The 23,580-nt window shown below is 34.2% G+C and carries 24 protein-coding genes; 12 read left to right on the plus strand and 12 right to left on the minus strand.

The window, feature by feature from the left end; translation table 11 throughout:
- Positions 1-17 precede the first annotated feature (17 nt).
- From JJL45_RS03840 to JJL45_RS03850, 3 genes are all read left to right on the plus strand, one after another.
- Positions 18-566, plus strand: a complete 549-nt coding sequence (locus tag JJL45_RS03840) for a CopD family protein (RefSeq protein WP_068603366.1) — start codon at positions 18-20, stop codon at positions 564-566.
- Between the two features lie 145 nt (positions 567-711).
- The gene (locus JJL45_RS03845) at positions 712-2,127 is read left to right on the plus strand and encodes a sensor histidine kinase (protein WP_068603368.1); all 1,416 of its coding nucleotides are present in this window, start codon (positions 712-714) and stop codon (positions 2,125-2,127) included.
- Positions 2,128-2,248: 121 nt separating this feature from the next.
- Positions 2,249-3,031: an enoyl-CoA hydratase/isomerase family protein gene (locus JJL45_RS03850; protein ID WP_068603589.1), complete on the plus strand. Its 783-nt coding sequence runs from the start codon at positions 2,249-2,251 to the stop codon at positions 3,029-3,031.
- 71 nt (positions 3,032-3,102) lie between these two features.
- Here JJL45_RS03850 and JJL45_RS03855 read toward each other — a convergent pair whose 3' ends face one another.
- Complete coding sequence (locus JJL45_RS03855; RefSeq protein WP_068603370.1) at positions 3,103-3,456, minus strand: winged helix-turn-helix transcriptional regulator; 354 nt, start codon at positions 3,454-3,456, stop codon at positions 3,103-3,105.
- A 110-nt stretch (positions 3,457-3,566) separates the two neighbouring features.
- Between JJL45_RS03855 and JJL45_RS03860 the strand changes: the two genes are divergently transcribed.
- A complete protein-coding gene (locus tag JJL45_RS03860; protein WP_068603373.1) occupies positions 3,567-3,944 on the plus strand; it encodes a DoxX family protein in 378 nt (125 codons plus the stop codon).
- A gap of 139 nt (positions 3,945-4,083) precedes the next feature.
- On the opposite strand, the gene JJL45_RS03865 is transcribed toward JJL45_RS03860, so the two are convergent.
- The 5 genes from JJL45_RS03865 to JJL45_RS03885 all read right to left on the minus strand — a co-directional run bounded on the left by JJL45_RS03865 (position 4,084) and on the right by JJL45_RS03885 (position 9,126).
- The gene (locus tag JJL45_RS03865) at positions 4,084-4,683 is read right to left on the minus strand and encodes a hypothetical protein (RefSeq protein WP_068603375.1); all 600 of its coding nucleotides are present in this window, start codon (positions 4,681-4,683) and stop codon (positions 4,084-4,086) included.
- Between the two features lie 222 nt (positions 4,684-4,905).
- The gene (locus JJL45_RS03870) at positions 4,906-5,511 is read right to left on the minus strand and encodes a hypothetical protein (protein WP_068603377.1); all 606 of its coding nucleotides are present in this window, start codon (positions 5,509-5,511) and stop codon (positions 4,906-4,908) included.
- A 429-nt stretch (positions 5,512-5,940) separates the two neighbouring features.
- Entirely contained in the window at positions 5,941-6,546 is a 606-nt protein-coding gene (locus JJL45_RS03875; RefSeq protein ID WP_068603379.1) for a hypothetical protein, read from the minus strand.
- A gap of 437 nt (positions 6,547-6,983) precedes the next feature.
- Positions 6,984-7,583, minus strand: a complete 600-nt coding sequence (locus JJL45_RS03880) for a hypothetical protein (RefSeq protein WP_068603381.1) — start codon at positions 7,581-7,583, stop codon at positions 6,984-6,986.
- Between the two features lie 943 nt (positions 7,584-8,526).
- Entirely contained in the window at positions 8,527-9,126 is a 600-nt protein-coding gene (locus JJL45_RS03885; protein WP_067146838.1) for a hypothetical protein, read from the minus strand.
- 205 nt (positions 9,127-9,331) lie between these two features.
- Between JJL45_RS03885 and JJL45_RS03890 the strand changes: the two genes are divergently transcribed.
- Positions 9,332-10,207, plus strand: a complete 876-nt coding sequence (locus tag JJL45_RS03890) for an AraC family transcriptional regulator (protein WP_067146840.1) — start codon at positions 9,332-9,334, stop codon at positions 10,205-10,207.
- 76 nt (positions 10,208-10,283) lie between these two features.
- Here JJL45_RS03890 and JJL45_RS03895 read toward each other — a convergent pair whose 3' ends face one another.
- The 5 genes from JJL45_RS03895 to JJL45_RS03915 all read right to left on the minus strand — a co-directional run bounded on the left by JJL45_RS03895 (position 10,284) and on the right by JJL45_RS03915 (position 14,439).
- Positions 10,284-10,940 carry an HD domain-containing protein gene (locus JJL45_RS03895; protein ID WP_068603385.1) on the minus strand — a complete coding sequence of 219 codons (657 nt, stop codon included), beginning with the start codon at positions 10,938-10,940 and terminating at the stop codon, positions 10,284-10,286.
- Between the two features lie 91 nt (positions 10,941-11,031).
- Positions 11,032-12,033, minus strand: coding sequence for an acyl-ACP desaturase (locus tag JJL45_RS03900; RefSeq protein ID WP_067146844.1), 1,002 nt, complete (start codon positions 12,031-12,033; stop codon positions 11,032-11,034).
- Between the two features lie 11 nt (positions 12,034-12,044).
- Positions 12,045-12,782 (minus strand): lysophospholipid acyltransferase family protein, encoded by a 738-nt coding sequence (locus JJL45_RS03905; protein ID WP_068603386.1) that lies wholly within the window; start codon positions 12,780-12,782, stop codon positions 12,045-12,047.
- A gap of 41 nt (positions 12,783-12,823) precedes the next feature.
- Positions 12,824-13,891, minus strand: a complete 1,068-nt coding sequence (locus JJL45_RS03910) for a hypothetical protein (protein ID WP_202664259.1) — start codon at positions 13,889-13,891, stop codon at positions 12,824-12,826.
- A gap of 137 nt (positions 13,892-14,028) precedes the next feature.
- Positions 14,029-14,439, minus strand: coding sequence for a BrxA/BrxB family bacilliredoxin (locus JJL45_RS03915; RefSeq protein ID WP_068603391.1), 411 nt, complete (start codon positions 14,437-14,439; stop codon positions 14,029-14,031).
- A 211-nt stretch (positions 14,440-14,650) separates the two neighbouring features.
- Here JJL45_RS03915 and JJL45_RS03920 point away from each other — a divergent pair, with 211 nt between their 5' ends.
- Entirely contained in the window at positions 14,651-15,406 is a 756-nt protein-coding gene (locus tag JJL45_RS03920) for a TerB family tellurite resistance protein (protein WP_068603393.1), read from the plus strand.
- Between the two features lie 211 nt (positions 15,407-15,617).
- Positions 15,618-16,823 (plus strand): NO-inducible flavohemoprotein, encoded by a 1,206-nt coding sequence (gene hmpA, locus JJL45_RS03925; protein ID WP_068603394.1) that lies wholly within the window; start codon positions 15,618-15,620, stop codon positions 16,821-16,823.
- Positions 16,824-16,915: 92 nt separating this feature from the next.
- Here the strand turns inward: hmpA and JJL45_RS03930 are convergent, their stop codons facing one another.
- The gene (locus tag JJL45_RS03930; RefSeq protein WP_082935935.1) at positions 16,916-17,935 is read right to left on the minus strand and encodes an LD-carboxypeptidase; all 1,020 of its coding nucleotides are present in this window, start codon (positions 17,933-17,935) and stop codon (positions 16,916-16,918) included.
- 145 nt (positions 17,936-18,080) lie between these two features.
- Here JJL45_RS03930 and metG point away from each other — a divergent pair, with 145 nt between their 5' ends.
- From metG to JJL45_RS03955, 5 genes are all read left to right on the plus strand, one after another.
- Positions 18,081-20,141: a methionine--tRNA ligase gene (gene metG / locus JJL45_RS03935; RefSeq protein WP_068603396.1), complete on the plus strand. Its 2,061-nt coding sequence runs from the start codon at positions 18,081-18,083 to the stop codon at positions 20,139-20,141.
- A gap of 174 nt (positions 20,142-20,315) precedes the next feature.
- On the plus strand, positions 20,316-20,792 hold the full coding sequence (locus JJL45_RS03940) for a lipocalin family protein (RefSeq protein WP_068603398.1): 477 nt from the start codon (positions 20,316-20,318) through the stop codon (positions 20,790-20,792).
- Between the two features lie 46 nt (positions 20,793-20,838).
- Positions 20,839-21,540 carry an OmpA family protein gene (locus tag JJL45_RS03945; RefSeq protein ID WP_068603400.1) on the plus strand — a complete coding sequence of 234 codons (702 nt, stop codon included), beginning with the start codon at positions 20,839-20,841 and terminating at the stop codon, positions 21,538-21,540.
- Positions 21,541-21,707: 167 nt separating this feature from the next.
- Positions 21,708-22,226, plus strand: coding sequence for a ferritin (locus tag JJL45_RS03950; protein ID WP_068603402.1), 519 nt, complete (start codon positions 21,708-21,710; stop codon positions 22,224-22,226).
- A 680-nt stretch (positions 22,227-22,906) separates the two neighbouring features.
- Positions 22,907-23,509, plus strand: coding sequence for an alpha-ketoglutarate-dependent dioxygenase AlkB family protein (locus JJL45_RS03955; RefSeq protein WP_068603404.1), 603 nt, complete (start codon positions 22,907-22,909; stop codon positions 23,507-23,509).
- Positions 23,510-23,580: the final 71 nt, after the last annotated feature.

Below are 23,580 nucleotides of genomic sequence, written 5' to 3' on the forward strand. Positions count from 1 at the left end.
CATCTACTATTATAATTATGGAATATTACAATTACATTAAATCTTTTCACCTCATTTTCGTTATCACTTGGTTTGCGGGTCTTTTTTATATTCCTAGGCTCTTTGTTTACCAAATTGAAGCTTTCCATAAGCCTTCTCCAGATAAGGAAATCCTTGGAGATCAGTTAAAACTCATGGCGAAACGACTTTGGTATATTATTACCTGGCCTTCAGCCATATTAGCCACTATTTTTGCGATTTGGTTACTTGTTTTGCAGCCGTATTGGCTAGAGCAACCTTGGATGCATGTTAAGTTAGCCTTTGTACTTTTACTCTTTGTATATCATTTTAAAACCCATCAGTACTTTAAGCAGCTACAAAAAGGAGTGGTTAAAAAAACATCAAACTTTATGCGCATGTGGAATGAAGGCGCCACTTTTATTCTTTTTGCGGTAGTGTTTTTGGTAGTGCTAAAAAATGCTATTAATTGGATTTGGGGTGTGGTTGGAATCATCGTTCTTGGTATTCTTATTATGATTGGTTTTAAGGTGTATAAACGCATTCGAGATAAGAATCCGAATGCTTAACATGATAAGACACTAGCCTTCTTTACTTTTTAGTTGGCTTTAAATCGCTTTGGTTTAATTATTGCTATATTTAAATCATTCAATATAAATTGACGTGCCGTTTAAATTTAAAAAACCATCGCTTCGTACTCGAATTTTTCTAGCCATGATCATGCTTGTGCTGCTGGGATCTGTGCTTATTTCTGTGGTTGCCATCAAACAATATAAACAACAGAGTGAAGATTATCACAACGACCGTTTATACGCAAAAGAGCATAGTATCAGTACGCATTTAAAGCGTGTGCTTAACGGTAGAAACAATACTTGGGAGGTTAAAACTGAGAATATTGCCGTTATTTTTAAGGAAGAAATTTATAACATAGCCGATATCCATAAACTTCAAATTAATTTATATGATTTAGATGGGACTTTGCTCATCTCTTCAAAAGCAGGTTTTAGAAATAATGTTGCAGATAAATGCATCAAAACAGAGGTTTTAAATGCGATTTCTAACACAGCAGGCCATCGGTATGTTGATAAGCACATGGAAAACGGCGAAACCTTTTTATCTTCATACACCTATCTTACCGATCAGAAATCTAAGGCCTTAGTTATCCTTAATATACCTTATCTAGAAAACGACGATTTTTTAACCAAAGAGCTTGAAGCATTCCTAACACGAATGGCTTATGCTTTTACTTTTGTGCTTTTTATGGCTATCGGATTGGCGTTTTTGCTTTCAAAATTCATAACCAAATCTTTAAAAACCATTAGTGATAAAATTAACGCCACACGCTTAGAAAGGTTAAATGAGAAAATTGTTATAGATGATACTAGCGAAGAGATTACAACGCTTGTAAATTCATACAATAGTATGATTGATGAACTTGAAGAAAGTGCCATACAATTGGCTAAAAGTGAACGTGAACAGGCGTGGCGAGAAATGGCGAAACAGGTTGCTCATGAAATTAAAAACCCGTTAACCCCAATGCGATTAACGGTGCAAGACTTTCAAAGAAAGTTTAATCCTGAAGATGAAAATATCTATTTAAAAGTTGATGAATATACCAAAACTCTAATTCAGCAAATCGACACAATGAGTTCTATTGCCTCGGCGTTTTCAAATTTTGCGAAGATGCCTGCGCAACAGAATGAAAATTTAAATGTGGTTGAAATTGTTAAACTGGCCTTAGATATTTTTAATGAAAATTATATTGTTTTCTCTTCCGATCGTGAACATATCATTGCAAAATTAGACCGCACACAATTAATTCGAGTGGTTACCAACCTTGTTAAAAATGCGATTCAGGCGATGTCTGAAAATGATGAGCCCAAAATTCTAGTTAATGTTTCAGAAGTGAATAATAACGTGGTTGTTTCGGTTTCAGATAATGGTGTGGGGATTTCCGAAGCAAGTAAAAATATGGTTTTCGAACCAAAATTTACCACTAAAACAAGTGGTATGGGATTAGGCCTAGCCATGGTTAAAAACATTGTGGAAACCTATAATGGAACCATTTCTTTTGTTTCAGAAAAAGGTAAAGGTACCACGTTTAAAGTGACTTTTCCAACCGCTAATTAGAATGTTGATTACTTCGAATTTAGAAACTCTTAACAGTTAAGCTTTAAAAAATCAGTAAATTTAAGACTTGAAAACATAGGCATTTTCGCTTATGTCACAACTTATTTTAAAAAACTTCGCTATGAGTTATAATACCATTCTTTTAAATAAATCGGCTGCCATTAGTACGATAACTATTAATCGTCCGGAAAAATTAAATGCTTTAAATAAAGAAACAATAGGCGAATTACATGACGCCATTGACGCTGCCGATCGCGATAAAGAAACAAAAGTGATTATAATTACCGGAAGTGGAGAAAAAGCTTTTGTTGCAGGAGCCGATATTAGTGAGTTTTCAAATTTTTCAGCGGCTCAAGGTAAAATGTTAGCTGCTGAAGGTCACGAAAGTTTATTCGATTTTATAGAAAATTTATCAACGCCAGTTATTGCCGCTATAAACGGTTTTGCTTTAGGTGGCGGATTAGAATTGGCTATGGCTTGTCATTTTCGCGTGGCTAGTAATAATGCGAAACTAGGACTTCCAGAAACCTCTCTAGGGCTTATTCCTGGTTATGGAGGTACACAACGCCTTCCACAATTAATTGGTAAAGGTCGCGCCTTAGAAATGATTATGACTGCAGGGATGATTAATGCTTCTCGGGCGTTGCATTATGGTTTGGTGAATCATGTGGTTGCTCAAGAGGAATTATTATCGTTTACTGAAAGTTTAGCTGATAAAATAACCGGTAATTCTAGTGTGGCAATAAGTACGGCTATCGAGGCTGTAAATGCTAATTTTAAGTCTGGTGTCGATGGTTTTCAAGTAGAAATACAAGGTTTTGGGGATTGTTTTGGAACCGACGATTTTAAAGAAGGTACTACCGCTTTCCTTGAAAAGCGAAAAGCTAACTTTCCAGGGAAATAATTGGGTTGCACCAATATATTGGTGTTCGTAGCCATGTTAACCAAACCTAGTTTAAATTTCCATACAGTTTACTAACTGGGAATGGTGGCAAAGATTTTTTTTCTATGATTAACGCCCCAATTGTATAATTCTAAAATAACTTTTTTTAAGGATTTAGAATGTTCTGTTGGGGTGTATTCTGTTCTTACAGGAAAACCATTTAAAACAGTTCTAGTAATCAACTGGTTTTCTTCCATATCCTTTAATTCTTTTGATAATACTTTAGTGCTTAATTTTGGAATACTACGTTCAATTTCTCTGAAATGTTTATTTCCTTCCCAAATTGAAATGAGTATTAAAATTTTCCATTTACCACCTATCACGTCTAATGTGTCTCTAACAGGAATCAGAGCAGACATACATTCTTTGTGTGCTTTCTTTTTCATTACTAATGATTTTGATTACCTTTAGGTAACTGGTTACCTAAAGGTATCTGATTACTAATGGTAATCAAAAATAGTTAATTTTGCCATATTAATAAAAACCAATATTTAAAATGAAAAATAAAGTCCTTACAGTTCTATGTATTCTTTTCGGATTAATGATGATTAATTCAGGTTTAAACAAATTCTTCCACTATATGCCAATGCCAGAAATGTCTGAAGACATGATGCAAATAATGGGTGGATTTATGGCTATAAAATGGATTTTTCCATTGGTTGCCATTGTTGAAATTATCGGTGGGATTCTCATTGCTATTCCAAAAAAACGAGCATTAGGTGCTATTATAATTCTTCCAGTCGTTATAGGGATTTTTGTGCATCATTTAGTACATGATGTAGCAGGCATAGGAATTGCAATAATATTATTAGCGATTAACATCTGGGCCATTAGTGCAAATTGGGATAAATTCAAGCCAATTGTAGGAAGTTAGTTTGCTTAATTAATAAGCCCTAGTAGCAAGTTTACACTATACAAATTCTTGGAAGAGCACTACTTCTAAATACATATTACGAAAAAAGAGGGCTAGTACAGCCCTCTTTTTAGTAGTTAATAAGTGGTTCTTAATTGTTTTAAAGGTGTTCAATAAATTCTCTGCCTTCGGTTTCGAAAACAATTTTATGACTGCCATCTTCTAAACCATTTAATCGATAAATGCGTTCAATGTTTGTCGTGTTTTCTATGGTTTCCGAATATAAAAGACCTTCATATCCTGTGGCTACAGCATATATGTGAATTTTAAGAGGTTCGCCATTTAAAGCCAATTTGCTAATGTAAACCACATTGCCTTCAACACGCGTATGTGGCTTATAAATGATTTGCTCTTCTTCTTTACTAAATAGTACCAATCCAGATTTAACAGTAAAAGGAATAGAACTAATTACAAGGCCTTTATCGACTTCAAACTTATAAGCGCCATTTGGCAATAATGTAAGATCAAATTTCGAAGAAAAATTCCCTGTTGCCTGTATCACTTCTTTATGTACTATCACGCCATGACTATCTTTAATAGATAGTAGGTTCCCTGCCTTTAATCGTGTTAAAACCAGAGAGGTGCTTGATGTTTCATTTTTAATGTTGAAAAATGAAACTTCATTTGCGAAACTTAACATGGCAGTGCACATAATTACCATCAAGATTCCTTTTTTTGAATGTTTAAGTACGTTTTTCATAATAAAGTGTTTTTAACGTTCAACATATCAAACTTAACAACTAAATACGAAATATAAAACACTGATATTGACGTGTTTATGTGTTATTTTACCTGTTATTTTTAGGTTGTTTTAAGGTTAATAAATGCCCTTTATTCCGCGCTCTTTTTTAAATTAATGGAAACAAAAAAGGTGGATCTTTCATAAGATCCACCTTTTTCAGCAAAATATAACTTTAAATTGTTAAATTGATTTTTCGAAAATACGGTCAGAAGAACGTAATACGACTTTATAGGTTCCAAAATTTAAACCGTCAAGTTTATAAGCTCTTTCAATTTTTATTTCGTTTGAAGCTAATTCAGAAAGAATTAATTTTTGATCATTACCTGCCTTGCTTGTGTAATAGATGTCTATTTCTAACGGTTCACCATCTACTGCTAGTTTCGTAATGTATAAGAAGTCTCCAGCAACTCTAATAAATGGTTTATAAACCGTTTTTTCTTTTCCTTTATTGAAAATAGCGTTTCCTGAGGTAATAGAAAAAGGAATTTCTCTAATTTCTAAATCCTTTTCAACCTCAAATCTGTATTTGCCATTGGTTAAAAAAGTTAAGTCAAATGCTCTAGAGTATCTGCCGGTTACTTTTATCATTTCCGAATAAAGTACAGTTCCATGGGTATCTTTAATCGATAATGCGCTACCTTCTTGCACACTGTTTAAGGTAAAGGTTGTTTTTGCTCCAACAACATCAACGCTGTAAGATAAATTTTCGTTAGCGAAACTTAGCATAGTAACAAATAATGTTACTAGTAGGATGCCTTTTTTTGAAAGTGTAAATATGTTATTCATAATCTATTGTTTTAATCTTTGTACACGACAAAGGTATAGCAGAAAGCTATGATGCAAAACATGGGGATTGACTAATTTATATACTATATTGTCTGCTGTGTTATTGTTGTATTTATTATAGGGTAATTTAGCATACAATCAGGTTAATTTGTCAGAATTTTTTCAGTCAGTCACAGAGTTACAAAGAGGCAATGATTAAAAGTTTGAAAGGTACTTCAAGAGTTCATGTGATAACTTGAGTGAGGTTGTGTTATTTTAAAAAAAGGAGAAACTTTCGCCCAGGAGGGGATTATAGGTGAGTCTAAATAATGTTTTTGTTTAGGGTTTATATCTCATTAATTTCAAAGCCGTGCTAATTAGTAAAAACAAAAAAAGGTGACCTTTTTTTTAAGATCACCTTTTTTATCAACTAAACTAAACTAAAATCTCTTAGATCTTTTTTTCGAATTTTCTACCTGCAGTGTAAAGGATCACTTGGTATTCTCCTTTTTTTGCACCACTTAATTGGTAAACTCTTTCAATTTTATCTTTATTTTTAATGGTTTCTGAAACTACAACACTAGAATTACCGCTGTTTTTAGGAGTAAAAATGATTTCAACATCTAATGGTTCACCATCAATGGCTAATTTGCTTACAAATACCATATCTCCAGATACACGAATGAAAGGCTTGTAAATCACTTTTTCTTCATTCTTATTAAATAATGCTACTCCAGATTTTACTGCGAAAGGAATTTCTTTAATCTCTAAATCTTTATCAACTTCGAACATGTAGTCTCCGTTTGCTAAGAATGATAAATCAAATTCTCTAGTGTATTTTCCAGATGTTTTAATAGTTTCTGAAGCAATAACATGTCCTAAAGCATCTTTAAGTGAAAGTAAACTTCCTTCTTTTACATTATTAATAGTTAAAGTTGTTTTGTTTGCTTCAATAGTAACATTGTAAAATGAATTTTCATTGGCGAAACTTACCATAGATACACATAATGCTACTAGTAAGAATCCTTTTTTTGTGTTTGTAATTATATTTTTCATAGTAAAATAATTTTATCTTTTTGTATACCACAAAGATATTGCAGAAGTACGTGCTGCAAAACATGGGAATTGACGAATTTATATGCTAGATTATCTGTTATATTTATGTTGATTTTATGTTAAGTTAATATAGTATATATCTGAGGTAATTTTGTTTTGTTTTGTGAGTTTTATCCCATGTCTTTCATCGAAGTTGGAACTAGGATTTCTTTGTGAATGCTGTTTAAAAAGCGGGATAAAAAAAGAACTGGCCTTTTTAATTCGATTGTACGTCAATCTGAATTTATTTTAGATTCCCATATCCATTGAATTTTATTAGCTTGAAATTCTGTTTCGAGTACAGATTGACTAATATTTTAATTTTTAACCTAATCCCTTGTATAAAAAAAGGGTAACCTTTTTAAAGATTACCCTTATGCTATAAATCTGAGATATGTTTAGATCTTTTTTTCGAAGCTTCTATTTGCAGAATGTAATATGATTTGGTATTCACCTTTATCTTTACCTTCTAACTTATAAACTTTTTCGATTTTATCGTTAGATTGTAACTTTTCTGAAACAACAAGTGTCGAATTGAATTTGTTTTTTTCAGTAAAATAGATTTTTACATCTAAAGGTTCGCCATCTAGAGCTAGTTTACTAATATATACTAGATCGTTTTCTACTCTAATAAATGGTTTGTAAACCACTTTTTCTTCATTAAATTCAGCAACTCCAGAATTTAAAGTAAAAGGAATTTCTTTAATCTCTAAATCTTTCACTAATTCAAAGTAGTAGTTTCCGTTTGGTAAAAAGTTTAGGTCAAACTCTCTTTTGTATCTTCCGGTTGTATTAATGTTTTCAGAATATAATACAGATCCGCTAACGTCTTTAATCGCTAAGGCTGTTCCTTCTTTAGCGTAATTTAAAGTTAATGTTGTTTTGTTAGCTTCTACAATGATACTGTAAAATGTGTTTTCGTTTGCGAAACTTAAGGTAGAAATTAATAATGCTGCGATTAATAATCCTTTTTTTGTGTAAGTCAATATGTTATTCATAATATATAAATTTTCTATTTTGATACTACAAAGATAAGTGAGGTATATGTGTTACAAAACACTGCAATTGACGTATTTATATACCATATTAACTGTCATCCTGGCATTTGTTATTACCTAGGGTAATTGAGCATATTTTAGTGGTAATTTTGATAATTTTTAGGTGACTCAAAAAAAAACGGAGCACTGAAAGTACACCGTTATTGCCATTAATCTGTTTGAGAATTATTAATATGATTTGTATAGATCGATTTTGTGTTTTTTAGGCTCTGTGTATAGCGTAATTTGCGACCTATGTTCGTAGATATTTTTAATATGACAAAAACTTTGAAATTGTTTAAGAGAAATTAGTGCTTCCTTGTTATTTATGAATGCTATTCCCGATGAAATAATTACGGGAATTCTCATAATGTTCTCAGCGTTTATTATTTTAAACGTGTAGCGGCCATCATTTAAAAATTGTAGGTCAACCGATTTAATGTTCCAATGGTGTTTCTTGAAAATGACCTGCTTTTTATCATTGAGTATGACTACAGAACTTCCCTGAGGAATATCGTTCAAGGTTAGAACCGATTGTTCTTTGGTATGACTAATATTATAGTAAGCAGCTTTCTTCGCATGACCTTGTATATGGTATAGCAAGACTATTAAAAGAAGGAAGGTTTGTGAGAGACTGGTTATGTTTTTCAAAATGAGAGGTTTACGTTGTAAAATTAATGTAGAGATCCTCATTTCAAAACACCATAATTGATCATAATATGTGTTATATTAACTTTAAAAGGATTATGATACTATTTTAATGCCTATTGAGATGGTTATTATGCTCCTGTGAGAAAGGAAACAGTCAAGAATTTTACGTTTTGCTTAGTAAAAAAAAGGCAAAAAAAAAGTGGGCCACCACAGCCCACTTTACCAACTAAACTAAACTAAATAAGACATTAAACTAATTATTAATGAATTTCGTGTACTCCTTGTTATTAGAGTGTATTGTAATTTTATAATTTCCTTTATTCAACTTATAAACCTTCTTGATCATAAAGGCATTTTCTACTAATTCAGAATGAATCATTTCGTAAGCACCTTGTTCAACTTCATTAAAAATACTAATGATAGCTGTTTCATCGTTAGAGCAAAGTTTCGTTACATATAGTAAATCGGCTTCTTTCTTAGTATGAGGTTTAAAGTATGTTGATTCTTCAGCTTCATCAAATTCTATTTCAGTAGCACTTACTGTAAATGGAATCATGTTTACTTCTAAATCTTTATCAATTTCAAAAACATATTCGCCACTGGCTAAATCTGTTAAATCAAATCCTTTTTTATAAGTTCCAGTGGTTTCCACTGACTCTTTAAAAATAATGATACCTTGGTTGTCTTTAATAGAAACTAAATCCCCTTGTTTGACATCCTCTAATGTTATAGACGTTTTCTTAGCGTCTCTCTTTACGATAACCTTAGCATCTCCTTCAGCGAATCCTAAAACCGTCGCTAGCATAGCTACCATCAGGATTCCTTTTTTAGTTAGTGTAAGTACGTTTTTCATAATGAGTCGTTTATAACGTTCAACGGTACAAAGATATGTGAGATGTAGAAGGTGCAAAACATCAATTTTGGCTTATTTATATGCTATTTTATCTGTTAACGATTTGTTAACTGTATGTGAAGTTAATTTAACATATATTTGAGTTAAATAAATATACAATGTATGCATAATAAGTATTAATTTTGCTAATAAAACAACCTCGGTTATGATTGCTAAGAAACCCACATTAAAGAAGCTAAGCCCAAGTTTTGGTAGCTCCATCTTGGTCAAACAGCATGTAGAACAGGTAGATAAGAACGGTGCCTTCTGGCATTTCCACCCAGAATTAGAACTTATATATATAAATAAAGGACAAGGTAAAACTCATATCGGTACACACTTGTCTTATTTTAACAATAGTCAATTAATATTAATTGGGTCTAATTTACCACATAATGGTTTTACAGATCGTTTAACAGCAAATGGTACAGAAACGACCATACAATTTAAGTCTAATTTTTTAGGAGACGATTTTTTAAGTGTTCCTGAAATGGCCAATGTCGCAGCTTTATTTGAAAGAGCTAAAAAGGGTATTCGCTTTAAAGTGGAAACCAAACAAAAATTAGGTCCGAAAATTGAAAAGTTATTTCAATATAATGGACTTAAACGTGTGATTAAGTTTTTGGAGATTTTACACTATTTATCAAAAACAGACGATTACAGTTTATTAAATGCCGATGGTTTGGCTTTCGAAGCCGAAGCTCAAGACAGTGCTAAAATAGGTGTGATTTTTAAATATGTGAATAAAAACTTTACACACCATATAGCTTTAGATGAAATTGCCGATAAGGTGAGTATGACGGTTCCTGCGTTTTGTAGATACTTTAAAAAGGCTACCGGAAAGACTTTTACACAAATTGTAAATGAATACCGCGTGGTTCATGCCACAAAATTACTTTCTGAAGAGTTAGAAATGAGTATTGCTGATGTTTGTTTCGAATGCGGATTTAATAACTTTTCACACTTCAATAAAACCTTTAATGATATTACAGGTAAAAGCGCCTCAAGTTATAGAAAGGAAATCAAGAAGATGATTAGCTAGGAGATTATCCTTTATGATATAAAATAAAAACCTCAGTTTGGTACTATCCAATCTGAGGTTTTTTTTGGTAACATTATTAATTCTGTCCTTCCCATTCCTTATAGAACTGATCTAAAAACCCTAACATATAATTATGGCGTTCTAAAGCTATTTTCTTTCCTGTTTCGGTATTCATACGATCCTTTAATAATAGGAGCTTTTCATAAAAATGATTGATAGAAGGTGCCGTTGAGTTTTTATATTCGGCTTTGGTCATATTTAAATTAGGAGCAATATCTGGATTATACAACGCTCGATTTTTAAACCCTCCGTAATTAAAGCACCTCGCAATACCTATGGCGCCTATGGCATCCAATCGGTCGGCATCTTGTACAATATCTAACTCTACCGATTTAAAACTTTGAGTTTCGTTTCCTCCTTTAAATGATATGTGTTTGATGATGTTTACTACGTGATTTATTACAGCTGTATCCACATGAAGCTCAGCTAAAAAACGTGAAGCCATTTTTGGTCCAACGGTTTCATCGCCATCGTGAAATTTACTATCGGCAATATCGTGAAGTAAGGCTCCTAAAGTTACGACTAATGCATCGGCCGATTCAGTCTTAGAAATGAGTAAAGCGTTATTGTAAACGCGTTCTATATGAAACCAATCATGACCACCTTCAGCATCGGCTAAAGTGGTTTTCACAAAGGCTATGGTTTTATTAATGATGACTTCGGAAGTATACATGTTTTAAATGAAAAAATTCCTTCCAGTTAAACTGAAAGGAATGGATTTGTGTTTTTATAATTTTGTATTTTCAGTTGAACGAATCAACAATCTATTTAATAATCGCTGGTTCTACCCATTTAAACTGGAATGAGTTTTCTGGCACTTTCATACGCTCAGATAAACGATACATTCGCGACGGAAGTTTCATTAAATAATCTCTAGCTTTTTCAGCTTCATCATTTAATCCGGTAATTTTATCAATTTCCCATCGGTCTATTAATTTCTGAAGGATATCTACATAATCAGTAGCCGTGTAAACACCAATACGTTGCGCTGTATTTGAAAATTCTTCGAAAGCAGAACTTATTTTACCCCCCGATTCTCTTAAGAAATGTGCAGGCATGGTAATTTTTTGTTTCATCATATAATGAAAAGCCATCATCATCTGGCTTGGATCTACCTTGAAAATACGGTCAACAAAATCAGAATAGGCATGGTGGTGACGCATTTCATCACCAGAAATAATTTTACACATTTTAGACAAACGCTTGTTGCCCATGTCTTTCGCAATTTTAGCTACACGGTTGTGCGAGATATATGTTGCCAACTCTTGGAAACTGGTGTATACAAAGTTTTTGTAAGGATCTCTATCGGTACCAATATCAAAACCATCGGCAATTAAATGCTGGGTGGTTTTTTCAATTTCTTTCATGTTTACCCTTCCAGAAAGATAAAGGTATTTGTTAAGTACATCACCGTGTCTGTTTTCTTCGGAAGTCCACTGGCGTACCCACTTGGCCCAACCATTTTCCTTACCATCCATTTGGTCGACACCTTCCACATCCATAAGCCACGATTCGTATGTAGGTAAGGCTTCTTCAGTAATCATATCACCTACTAAAACCACCCAAAAATCATAAGGGAGTTCTTTGGCTAGTTCTCTAATTTCTCTAACCTCTTCGAAAAACTTGTCATCGGTAGTTTCAGAATTGGGTAAAAAGTCAGTTGGTTGCCAGATGGAATCTATAGGAATTAAATATTTTTCCATTAGCATGTCAACGTCTTTTTCTAAAAACTGCATGACTTCTAATCTTTTATTTTTCAATGACATGGATTGTAATGTTATGGTTCTATACTGTTTGTAATAGTAGTTTCAATACTATGTATTAGCTCTTGCTTATCTGCAAAGGTACTAACTTTTAAAGGCTTATGCACGGTAAATGTGATATGAGTACCTAAACCCATAGGGAAATTCCCGTATTTTAACATTTTCCATGAGTTATTAATCGTGATAGGGACTACAAGCGCCGAAGGAATTTTTTTAAATAATATTTCTAAGCCTTTGGTTTGGAAAGGTTTTGGAGTCCCGTCTTTACTACGTGTACCTTCAGGGAAAATTACTGCTGCGCGCTTATTCGTTTCAATATATTCGCCAAACTTCATTAAAGTGGGAATAGATTGACGTGGGTTTTTACGATCTATTAAGGCGCCTCCACCATGTCGTAAATTATACGAAACACTAGGTATGCCTTTTCCTAATTCTATTTTGCTAATAAATTTAGGATGGTGTTTGCGCATATACCAAGTGATGGGGTAAATATCATGTAAACTCTGGTGGTTCGCCACGATTATTAAGGGCACATCAGTATCAATATTATAAGGGTTTGTAAATGTAAAACGGGTGCCTAAAATATTGGCACAGCGCATTAAAGCGAATTGCAAGGCATCGACAACTTTTTTATGCACACTATAACCAAAAACATTAAAGGCAAACCATTGTAAACCGTGAAAAATAACAAGGGTTATAAAAAAGAAAAAAGCATAAATAATACTTACTGGGTATGAGATGATTTTTCGCATGGTTCAAAAATAAGTAAATCTTGGTTTTGATTAAATGATGCTTAAATTATTTTATTTAACAATGGTCTAATTACATATAAACCTTCGCTTCCTGAATTTAGATTGCTCGCAGAGGGGAAAATCTTTAGAAAACTAATGTTACTTTGTTTTTCGAAATTTTTAGGAAGCATATAATAGGAGATAAAGTGTTGTATACCAAAAGAAATCCCTGCGCTTTTATGTCCCATTTCTTTAACTTTAAATACGTTTCCACTTATTTTTATGTTGATATATGCGGGACCCGAAAAAGAAACAGGTATACCTGTATAGGCGATAACACTTGCAACCTTTTGTTTTTTGAAATAAGATACCTTAATGTTTTTGTGCTCTGGATATTCCAAGCTGTCCTCCATAGTAAGTGTGATGTCATCGGGTATTGAAGAAAAAGTCTCACTACCAGCATTACGTGATGAGTATACTTGATTTACTGGGTTTTTTAGGTAAATATAACGTTGGTATTTTTCGGGGAATGCTTTTAGGAAGTTATCATAGCCACCATAAGATTCTCCAAATGTGTAGCCCTTTTTTAAAATGTTTAAGAGCGTCCATGTGTTTGCTGTTTTCAAATAAATTTTGAGATGTTCGGGACCATAAGGTCCAACATTGGCATAATACACAGCGCTGGCTTTATGGTAATACTGCTCTAGTAGCTTAGTGAAATTGTCTTCATGATGTGTTTCAATAGAAAAGGGTATTACCTCTTTTATTTCGGTTTTTCCTATGTATTTCTCAGTTAAATCGTAAACCGAATCATTTTCAAAGATGTAGGGACCTAGTTCGGTAAAAGAGGTGTTGTGTTTGGCTATTTTGAATATTTCAACGCCGGCGCTGTTTATTTTATGAATGTGATCATCACTATATACCACAAAATAGTTGTGTTTTTCATCGTAACCTATGGTGTTGTATGGTGTATCTGAAACTTTTACAATTTCAGTATTTGGATTGCGAACCCCTTCATGTAAATATTTGTAGTCGGTATATTTATTTTTGTTTACCAGCGCTAGTGGCGACAGATCTAAAACGGTGCATTTTTGAATAATTAATACAATAACGATCAATGCTAAAATCATTTTTTTTCTTTTTTTGATTGTTTTTAAAATCATAACAAAAAGCTACTTTTAAACTGGTGTGGCCTCAAATACGCGGGCATAAAAAAACCACGATGCACTAAAGATCGTGGTTTTTTTATAATATAAACTTTTATGGCTTAACAGTTTTCGTTGTAAGCATCTTTTAAGTTGTCTGCAATAAGTTCGGCTGGACGACCTTCAATATGATGACGCTCTAACATGTGAACTAATTCACCATCTTTAAATAAAGCCATGCTTGGTGAGCTTGGAGGGAAAGGTACCATATAACCACGTGCAGCATCAACAGCTTCTTTATCAACCCCAGCAAAAACCGTTACAATATGGTTCGGCTTTTTGGCATTGTCTAAACTCATTCTTGCTCCTGGACGTGCATTAGCAGCGGCACAACCACAAACTGAATTTACAACCACTAAAGTTGTTCCTTCTTTTGCTAAAGCAGCATCAACCTCTTGGGCTGTATGTAATTCTTCAAAACCAACTTTGGTCAAATCTTCGCGCATTGGTTTTACTAATTCTGCTGGATACATATTTTTAAATTTTAATTATTAACAATTTAGATTGCAAAGATACCAATTGTGTTACAATTGCGTAAAGCAATCCATTAACAAATATTATATTTACGCTCATAAATTAAATTTAAAATTTTAGCTGAGCGTAAACGCTATCATACACAAGTCTTTTCTAATTAAAAGAAATATGTAATGATGTGGTTTGACGTTTATTAAAACAAATACTTACATGAGTTATTCAAAATGGATTGGTGGTGCTATTGGGTGGTCGTTTGGAGGGCCTATAGGCGCTATCATTGGTGTGGCATTAGGGAGTTTAATTGATTCGATGTCGGAGGGTATTGATCCTTTTTTTTCCGATAAGGAAGCCTTCGATAAAAGACAAAGAGCCCAAACACGAACACAATCGGGCGATTTTGAGGTGAGTTTACTCATTTTAGCTTCTTCGGTTATAAAGGCTAATGGTAAATTAGATCAGCGTGAATTGGATTTCGTGCGTCAGCAGTTTGTAGGTATGTACGGAAAGGAACGTGCTAATCATGCCTTTAAACTTTTTAAGAACATCAACAAGCAACAGATTGAGCTTCGCCCGGTTTGTTTGCAAATTAGGCAAATGATGGAACACGCCTCAAGATTACAGCTACTTCACTTTTTATTCGGAATAGCTAAAGCCGATGGTGCTGTTACCCAAGATGAGGTGAATCAAATTTTTAAGATTTCGGGCTATTTGGGGATTTCAGAAAGAGATTATGAAAGTATTAAAGCTATGTTTTATAACGATAGCAATGCGGCTTATAAAGTTTTAGAGATCGATAAATCGGCTTCTGTCGACGAGATTAAAAAAGCCTACCGAAAAATGGCTAAAAAATACCATCCGGATAAAGTAATTCACCTCGGACCTGCACATCAAAAAGGCGCCGAAGAAAAGTTTAGGCAAGTGCAGGCGTCTTATGAACAAATTCAAAAGGAGCGCGGATTTAAATAAATTTCAGGGCTTTTTTAGTGATGAAACCAGAGGGCAAATGTTACAGGTCTTATCTTTGTGTTTCTGGGTTTTTTGCGTGTATCTATCTTGTTTTCAGCAGTGTATGTTCCGCTATGTTTCACGCGATTTTAATTGTAATTAATTTTTGTAGCGTTTTTATTACTATCTTTAGTATCAGTACTACAGCTAAATAAAAACAAAATATTTAATTATGGCAAGCAAAGAAACAATTGAAATCGTTAAGGCTACGGCGCCTGTTCTAGAAGAGCATGGAGAGGCCATCGCAAAGGTGTTTTATGAGATGTTATTTGATAAGCATCCAGAGCTAAAGAGTGTTTTTAATATGGCAAACCAAAAAAAAGGTACTCAGCAAAGGGCCCTAGCGAATGCTGTGTTTCAGTATGCTGTCCATATTGAAAAATTAGAAAAACTTGGTGATGCCGTAGAGCTTATTGCACAAAAGCATGCCAGTTTATCCATCCCAAAAGAAGCCTATCCTATCGTTGGGGAAAATTTACTTATAGCCATAAAAAAAGTACTAGGAGATGCAGCAACTCCAGAAATTATCGATGCCTGGGCAGAGGCCTATGGTGATTTGGCGGTTATTTTTGTAACTAGAGAGGAAGCGCTATACAGTAGTAGAGAAAAGAGTAAAGGCGGATTTAGAGGTATGAAACCCTTTGTTGTCACTCAAAAAGTTAAAGAGAGCTCTAATATCACGTCGTTTTATCTAAAAAGAGAAGATGGCGAGCCCATCCCAAACTTTGTTTCGGGTCAGTATGTAGCTATTACTATTGAAATTCCTGGAACGACACACAAGCATACTAGAAATTATAGTTTATCCGATTCTAATGATAAAGATTATCTAAGAATTAGTGTTAAAAAAGAAGAAGGGAATCCTAATGGAATGGTCTCTAATTACATACATTCCAATACGGAAGTGGGGTCTGTTTTACAATTAGGCATGCCTTCCGGTGAATTTGTTTTGAAACCTACCAAAAACCCAATTGTTTTTATTAGCGGAGGAGTGGGGGTTACACCTTTATTAAGTATGTTTAAAGAAGCTTCTAAACATCACGATAATCTAACTTTTATTCAATGTGCTCAAAATAGTGCTTGTCAGGCATTCGATGCCGAAATTAAAGCTTCAGCAGGTCAAAAATCACGGTTTGTAAAAGTGTTTGATTTACCATCACCCTCTGATAGTCTTGGTGTAAACTACGATTATAAGGGGTATTTCAGACCTGAAATATTGAGTGATTTAGGGATTAAAAACACTAGTGATTTTTATTTCTGTGGACCTAAGCCGTTTATGGCTAGTGTCTTATCAATCCTAAAGGGTTTAGGTGTGAAAGATGAAAATATTAACTTCGAGTTTTTTGGTCCGTTTGAAGAATTGAGTGTCGGTAATTCGTAAACTAGTAAACCTTAAAATATAGCGGTTTAAAAAGTCAGTTATATTTGATTTTTCAGGAAACTGTTGAAACCGATGCTATCAAAAAAACAAGGTTATTTTTCGAAGTATATTGTAGATTTTTCTTTTTCAACAGTCAAATCAACAACACGACCAAAAATTAAAGCACGATTGTCTTTGTCATGCCCTGCATGCATATTAAAGGCCACAGGAAAGTCGTAATCGGCTAAAACGTCTAAAATAAGCTGTTCTATAGAGCTACCCCAAGGGGTGGTGTTTTTCTTTATTTTGGTCATATCGCCAACAATAACCCCTGCGCAATGGTCAAAATAACCTGCCCGCTTTAAGCTTTGTAATAAGCGATCAATATGATATTTGTATTCACCAATTTCTTCAATAAATAGTATTTTTCCTTTGGTTTCTATTTGCGATTTAGAACCCAACATGGTTTGTAAAATACTTAAATTTCCACCTACTAATTCGCCAGAAACTGTTCCTGGTTTGTTATAGCTAGAGCCTTTTAAAGTATAGGAAATAGGCGTTCCCGTTAGGGCGTTTTTAAAGGTTGAAATAGTTTCTTTAATAGTTTCTGGAGGATCTTGTAAACTCGTACACATCATAGCGTGTAGCGATTGATAACCTAAATTATGGACATCGCTATGAAGGGCTGTAATGTCTGAATATCCAATAATCCACTTCGGATGCTTTTTAAAATTCGTCCAGTTCAATTTGTCCAAAATACGCACAGCGCCGTAACCGCCTCTAGCACACCAAACGGCTTTAATACTAGGGTCGTCTATGGCGTTTTGGAAATCTTCACAGCGCTCATCATCACTGCCAGCAAAATGATTGTTTTGTGTAAATACATGTTTTCCAACCACAGGGTGTAAGCCCCAGCTTTTTAAAAGGGCTTGCGCTTTTTGTATTTCAGCTTGTCTGTTTTTTAAAATGCCAGAAGGCGCTACAATAGCAACAGAATCGCCTGCTTCTAAATATGGTGGTTGTTTCAAACTGCTTTGTGATGTTTTAACAGCAACATTTTGAGCGGTATAATTTTGAATTCCGAAGAAAAAAAACGCGCAAAATAAGCTGAATGTTAGAAGGTTTTTTGCCATAATGTAAAAGTACATTTTTTTTCTAAATCGCTTGTTAAATGATTACTTTTGTGCCTTAAAAGAACAGTCATTACAAAAAAACGGAAGCCTTTTTCGAAATAGGAAGTTTATTGTTATGACTCCCATAATTATTTTTTTAGACTAGATGAATACACCAAAAAGATACACCGTTACTACAGCTTTACCTTATACAAATGGCCCAATCCATATCGGGCATTTAGCGGGCGTTTACGTGCCTGCCGATATTTATGTGCGCTATTTACGCTTAACAGGTAACGATGTTGCTTTTATTGGTGGTAGTGACGAGCACGGTGTGCCCATTACTATTAAAGCAAAGAACGAAGGGGTTACACCACAAGATATCGTAGATAAATACCATGCGATTATCAAGAAATCATTTGAAGATTTTGGGATTACTTATGATAATTATTCGCGAACTTCGGCTCCTATTCATCATGAAACCGCTTCAGAATTTTTTAAAACTTTATACGATAAGGGTGAATTTATTGAAGAGTCTACCGAACAATTATACGATGCTGAAGCCAATCAGTTTTTAGCCGATCGTTTTGTCGTTGGAACCTGTCCGAAATGTGGCAACGAGGAAAGTTATGGTGATCAATGTGAAGCTTGTGGAACTAGCCATAATGCTACCGATTTAATTAATCCGAAATCGGCACTCACAGGAAATACACCAACACTAAAAGAAACTAAGCACTGGTTTTTACCATTAGATAAACATGAAGCCTTTTTAAAAGAATGGATTCTTGAAGGTCATAAAAAAGATTGGAAACCTAATGTGTATGGCCAAGTGAAATCTTGGATAGATGATGGTTTACGACCAAGAGCGGTAACTCGCGATTTAGATTGGGGTATTCCTGTACCTGTTGAAGGTGGAGAGGGTAAAGTGCTTTATGTGTGGTTTGATGCGCCTATAGGTTATATTTCATCAACTAAAGAATGGGCCGCTCGAGAAGGGAAAGATTGGGAACCGTATTGGAAAGATAAAGATACCAAATTGGTACATTTTATAGGTAAAGATAATATTGTATTTCACTGTATCATTTTTCCGGCGATGCTTAAAGCTGAAGGCTCTTACATCATGCCAGACAATGTACCTGCAAACGAATTTTTGAATCTTGAAGGGAATAAACTGTCAACTTCTAAAAACTGGGCGGTTTGGTTACCAGAATATTTAGAAGAATTTCCAGGGCAACAAGATGTGCTACGTTATGTATTAACCGCAAATGCTCCAGAAACAAAAGACAACGATTTTACTTGGAAAGATTTTCAAGCTAGAAATAACAACGAGTTGGTTGCTATTTTTGGGAACTTCATCAATCGTGTGGTGGTTTTAACTAATAAATATTACGAAGGCATTGTTCCTACACCTAACAGTTTAGAAGCTGTCGATGAAGAGACTTTAGCTGCTGTAAAAGCATATCCAGATGTGATTTCAAGTTCTATAGAGCGCTACCGTTTTAGAGAGGCCGGACAGGAACTTATGAATTTAGCACGTCTAGGAAATAAATACCTGGCCGATGCTGAGCCATGGAAAGTGATTAAAGTCGATGAAGAACGCACCAAAACGATTATGTATGTGGCACTTCAAATTGCTTCAGCTTTAGCGACTTTAAGCGAACCGTTTTTACCATTTACTTCCGAAAAACTTAAAAACATTTTAAATTTAAATACGGAAGCAACAAATTGGAACGAGGTTAAAACTAAAGACGTGCTGCTTTCCGCAGGACATAAAATAGGAAAAGCCGAATTATTGTTTTCTAAAATTGAAGATGAAACCATCCAAAAACAATTGGATAAATTAGAAGCCAGTAAAAAGGCTAACGAAGCTGCTAATAAAGCTGTCGAGCCTCAAAAAGATACGATTACTTTCGATGATTTTACTAAGCTAGATCTTCGTGTAGGGACTATTATTGAAGCTGAAAAAATGCCAAAGGCTAAAAAGTTATTGGTTTTAAAAGTTGATACAGGCATCGATGTGCGTACCATAGTTTCTGGAATTGCCGAGAGTTTTAAACCAGAAGATATTATTGGTAGACAAGTTACTGTTTTGGTGAACTTGGCCCCTAGAGCACTTCGTGGTGTAGAAAGTGAAGGCATGATTTTAATGACTGAAAACGCCGAAGGAAAATTAGTTTTCGTTAATCCAGATGAGGCTAACATACCAAATGGGTTAACCATTAGCTAGGTCCGGCATTTCATATTAATGCCTTAAATGAGTTAGCTGCTAAATCTGAAGTTTTAATTAATTGCGTTAGTGATGGTTTTTATACAGCTAAAAGAATTGCTAAAAAACGTTCTTTTTTGTTTTATAGAATATACATGACTATATTTATTTAAAACTTTATAAAAACCATAATCCATGAAAAAATTAGTATTAGTATTAATGACCTTAAGCCTTATGGCTTGTGGATCTAGTAAAACAGCCGCGCCTGTAAAACCAAAAAAAGAAATTAAGGGCGATTGGACTCTTAGTGCGATTTCTTATAGTGAAGAAGGTGAGTTTAATGTGACGCTTTTAAATGAAGATAATAAGGCATGCTTTGAAGGCAGTACTTGGAATTTCATACCTAATAACAACACAGGAAGCTATTCTATAGATGGCGCCGATTGTAATTCGGGACTGAGACATTTTATCTTCACCATCCAAAAAATAGATGAGCAATCAGGACTATACGATTTCTTATTAAAACCAACCGATGCTAAAGGAAAGTCTATGACGAACCAAGGCTATCGTTTTAATCTGACTTCAATTTCTGAATCAACTATGACGTGGGAACAAGCCCTTACCGTAGATAATGAGCCTTTTGTAATCACTTGGCATTTCAGTAAATACTAATTATAAAATCCCTTAAAAATTAATAGTAACCGTTAAATTAAATAACATGAAAAAATATATTCAAAAAACATCAATAGTATTATTGGCAGTGATCACTTTATTTTCTTTTGTGAATTGTAAGGCTGTAGATAACGCGAATAATAAACAAAAAGGTGCTGCTATTGGTGCTGTGGGTGGTGCGCTTTTAGGTGCCATTATTGGTAACAATGTTGGTCATGGAAACAGCGAATTAGGAGCTGCCATTGGAGCTGCTATTGGTGGTGGAGCCGGAGTTATCATTGGAAATAAAATGGATAAACAAGCTCAACAAATTGAGCAAGAAGTTCCAGGTGCTCAAGTAGAGCGTGTTGATCAAGGTATTGTAGTAACTTTTGAAGATGGTAGTGGGGTATATTTCGCTACGAACAAATACAATATTAATGGTGAGTCTGAAACCACATTAAATAAATTAGTTGGAATTATTCAGGACTATCCTGACACTAACTTATTAGTAGTAGGACATACTGATAGCCAAGGTGATGCTAATTATAACATGACGCTTTCAAAAAATAGAGCTAATGCGGTAACTAGTTTCTTAAAACAAAAAGGTGTTAATTCAGGAAGATTAACAACGCACTGGTTTGGTGAAGAACAACCTGTTGCAGATAATAGTACTGCCGAAGGTCGTGCTCAAAACAGACGTGTTAATATCGTAATCGTACCTAATGATGATATGATTAACGACGCTAAACAAGAGGCTGGAAACTAAAATAGTTTCGAGTTATTCCTAAAAAAAGACTGCTGAAACAGGTGTTTCAGCAGTCTTTTTTTTTCTGATTTAAATTAATTAAGACTCATTATGTTTTAGTGATATTCTTTTTACTGTTTTTAAAAAAGAATAAAGAAATCTGTAACTTTACGTAAAAAGCAAACATTATGTTATCAAAAACGATAGAAGATGCGTTAAACACGCAAATAAGAATAGAAGCCGAATCCTCTCAAATATATTTAGCCATGGCTTGTTGGGCCGAAGTTAAAGGTTTGGAAGGTGTAGCAAATTTTATGTACGCACAGTCTGATGAAGAACGTGAGCACATGTTAAAACTGGTAAAGTTCGTAAACGAACGTGGCGGGCATGCTAAAATTTCGGAGCTAAAAGCACCTAATGTGACTTTTACTTCCTTTAAAGAAATGTTCGAAAAATTATTCGATCACGAAGTGTATGTGTCTCAAAGTATTAATGAATTGGTACATATTAGTCTTCAAGAAAAGGACTATGCAAGCCATAACTTTTTACAGTGGTACGTGGCCGAGCAAATAGAAGAAGAAGCTGTAGCGCGTACGATCTTGGATAAGATTAATATGATTGGCGATGATAAAGGTGGCCTGTATTTATTTGATAGAGATATCGAAAATTTAACCGTAACTACCGCTGCAACAGATGCGCCACAATAAATTTTAACATTTAATCTTATTTAGATTTAATTAAAATAATTTACATTTGCCCACAAGTGTTAATTATAGAATCCTATTGTGGGCAAAAAAAAGCAAAAAAAGGCAGAGAAAAAATTACGTAAATTAGGAATCGAACTTCCTGAAAAAGTAAAAAGTAGCTGTTGTAAAAAGTTTAAAAAAGGAGAAAACAAGCGCTGTAAAAAATGCCCTTGTTTCGATTTAATTAAGAAAGTAGCGTAAAACCATTCTGGTTGTTAATAGTATTTAGCAACATGGTATCGTTAGTTTCCATAAAATATAACCTGTTCATGTGTACCAACATGAACAGGTTTTTTTGTTTATTATAGTTATAAAGTTATAAAGTTAAAAAGTTAGAAGGTTAGAAAGTTGCATAGTTTCAAAGCTATAAGGTTAAATAGCTATTGAGGTTTAAAGGCATTTTTTAGACATTCGATAAGCGTAAAGTCAATAGAATTTGTGCCTAAATCACTGTTGAATTGTTTAATCGTGTAATCGAAGCGTTCTAATCATTTAGAGTCATTTCATGTAAAGATTCTTCAGTCGTGCCTTTATTGGAATGACAAGTTTCTTTGTGAATCTTAGTGTCAGCTCTGTGAATCTCTTCGTAATAACGTTATTCGTATAATTAGTACCTATATTTACATTTATTTGCATCATATATGGACTTGTTTAATCCTAATCCCATAACTCAAATCTTACCTTTTGATGGCGAGGTGCTCCATTATGGTCAAGTCATATCAGCGAAACAAGCGCTTTATTACTTTGAGCGTTTAATGGAAAACATAGCATGGGAAAATGATCAAGCCATTATTTTTGGAAAGCTCATCATAACCAAACGTAAAGTAGCATGGTATGGCGACAAACCTTTTGATTACACTTATTCTAAAACCACAAAATCGGCCTTGCCTTGGACGAAAGAGCTCTTAGAACTGAAAGCCATCGTTGAAGCCAAATCTGGCGAAACTTATAATTCCTGCTTGCTTAATTTGTATCACAATGGCAGCGAAGGCATGGCTTGGCATAGTGATGCTGAAAAGGATTTGAAAAAAAATGGAGCCATTGCCTCCTTAAGTTTTGGAGCCGACCGTAAATTTTCTTTCAAGCATAAAGAATCAAAGCAAACCGTTTCAGTATTATTAGAAAAAGGGAGTTTATTAGTCATGAAAGGTGACACACAAACCTACTGGATGCACCGTTTACCGCCCACAAAAACCGTAAATATGCCACGTATTAATCTCACTTTTAGAACCATTGTGACTTAATATAAATTCAAAGTCATGCTGTCATCCAGAAGGAGGTACGACTGAAGGATCTTTTTAAAGTCGCATAAGGG

Origin of the sequence: Tamlana sp. s12 (assembly GCF_016767215.1) — a bacterium.
GTDB classification, from domain to species: Bacteria; Bacteroidota; Bacteroidia; order Flavobacteriales; family Flavobacteriaceae; genus Pseudotamlana; species Pseudotamlana agarivorans.

What these genes read in the sequence shown, in the direction of transcription:
- JJL45_RS03845 (WP_068603368.1), top strand. Translation starts at nt 712, where the DNA reads ATGATCATGCTTGTGCTGCTGGGATCTGTGCTTATTTCTGTGGTTGCC.
- JJL45_RS03940 (WP_068603398.1), top strand. Translation starts at nt 20,316, where the DNA reads ATGAAAAAATTAGTATTAGTATTAATGACCTTAAGCCTTATGGCTTGT.
- JJL45_RS03860 (WP_068603373.1), top strand. Translation starts at nt 3,567, where the DNA reads ATGAAAAATAAAGTCCTTACAGTTCTATGTATTCTTTTCGGATTAATG.
- JJL45_RS03870 (WP_068603377.1), bottom strand. Translation starts at nt 5,511, where the DNA reads ATGAATAACATATTTACACTTTCAAAAAAAGGCATCCTACTAGTAACA.
- JJL45_RS03915 (WP_068603391.1), bottom strand. Translation starts at nt 14,439, where the DNA reads ATGTATCCAGCAGAATTAGTAAAACCAATGCGCGAAGATTTGACCAAA.
- JJL45_RS03945 (WP_068603400.1), top strand. Translation starts at nt 20,839, where the DNA reads ATGAAAAAATATATTCAAAAAACATCAATAGTATTATTGGCAGTGATC.
- JJL45_RS03930 (WP_082935935.1), bottom strand. Translation starts at nt 17,935, where the DNA reads ATGGCAAAAAACCTTCTAACATTCAGCTTATTTTGCGCGTTTTTTTTC.
- JJL45_RS03865 (WP_068603375.1), bottom strand. Translation starts at nt 4,683, where the DNA reads ATGAAAAACGTACTTAAACATTCAAAAAAAGGAATCTTGATGGTAATT.
- hmpA (WP_068603394.1), top strand. Translation starts at nt 15,618, where the DNA reads ATGGCAAGCAAAGAAACAATTGAAATCGTTAAGGCTACGGCGCCTGTT.
- JJL45_RS03880 (WP_068603381.1), bottom strand. Translation starts at nt 7,583, where the DNA reads ATGAATAACATATTGACTTACACAAAAAAAGGATTATTAATCGCAGCA.
- JJL45_RS03850 (WP_068603589.1), top strand. Translation starts at nt 2,249, where the DNA reads ATGAGTTATAATACCATTCTTTTAAATAAATCGGCTGCCATTAGTACG.
- JJL45_RS03885 (WP_067146838.1), bottom strand. Translation starts at nt 9,126, where the DNA reads ATGAAAAACGTACTTACACTAACTAAAAAAGGAATCCTGATGGTAGCT.
- JJL45_RS03840 (WP_068603366.1), top strand. Translation starts at nt 18, where the DNA reads ATGGAATATTACAATTACATTAAATCTTTTCACCTCATTTTCGTTATC.
- JJL45_RS03910 (WP_202664259.1), bottom strand. Translation starts at nt 13,891, where the DNA reads ATGATTTTAGCATTGATCGTTATTGTATTAATTATTCAAAAATGCACC.
- JJL45_RS03875 (WP_068603379.1), bottom strand. Translation starts at nt 6,546, where the DNA reads ATGAAAAATATAATTACAAACACAAAAAAAGGATTCTTACTAGTAGCA.
- JJL45_RS03955 (WP_068603404.1), top strand. Translation starts at nt 22,907, where the DNA reads ATGGACTTGTTTAATCCTAATCCCATAACTCAAATCTTACCTTTTGAT.
- metG (WP_068603396.1), top strand. Translation starts at nt 18,081, where the DNA reads ATGAATACACCAAAAAGATACACCGTTACTACAGCTTTACCTTATACA.
- JJL45_RS03895 (WP_068603385.1), bottom strand. Translation starts at nt 10,940, where the DNA reads ATGTATACTTCCGAAGTCATCATTAATAAAACCATAGCCTTTGTGAAA.
- JJL45_RS03950 (WP_068603402.1), top strand. Translation starts at nt 21,708, where the DNA reads ATGTTATCAAAAACGATAGAAGATGCGTTAAACACGCAAATAAGAATA.
- JJL45_RS03890 (WP_067146840.1), top strand. Translation starts at nt 9,332, where the DNA reads ATGATTGCTAAGAAACCCACATTAAAGAAGCTAAGCCCAAGTTTTGGT.
- JJL45_RS03920 (WP_068603393.1), top strand. Translation starts at nt 14,651, where the DNA reads ATGAGTTATTCAAAATGGATTGGTGGTGCTATTGGGTGGTCGTTTGGA.
- JJL45_RS03900 (WP_067146844.1), bottom strand. Translation starts at nt 12,033, where the DNA reads ATGTCATTGAAAAATAAAAGATTAGAAGTCATGCAGTTTTTAGAAAAA.
- JJL45_RS03855 (WP_068603370.1), bottom strand. Translation starts at nt 3,456, where the DNA reads ATGAAAAAGAAAGCACACAAAGAATGTATGTCTGCTCTGATTCCTGTT.
- JJL45_RS03905 (WP_068603386.1), bottom strand. Translation starts at nt 12,782, where the DNA reads ATGCGAAAAATCATCTCATACCCAGTAAGTATTATTTATGCTTTTTTC.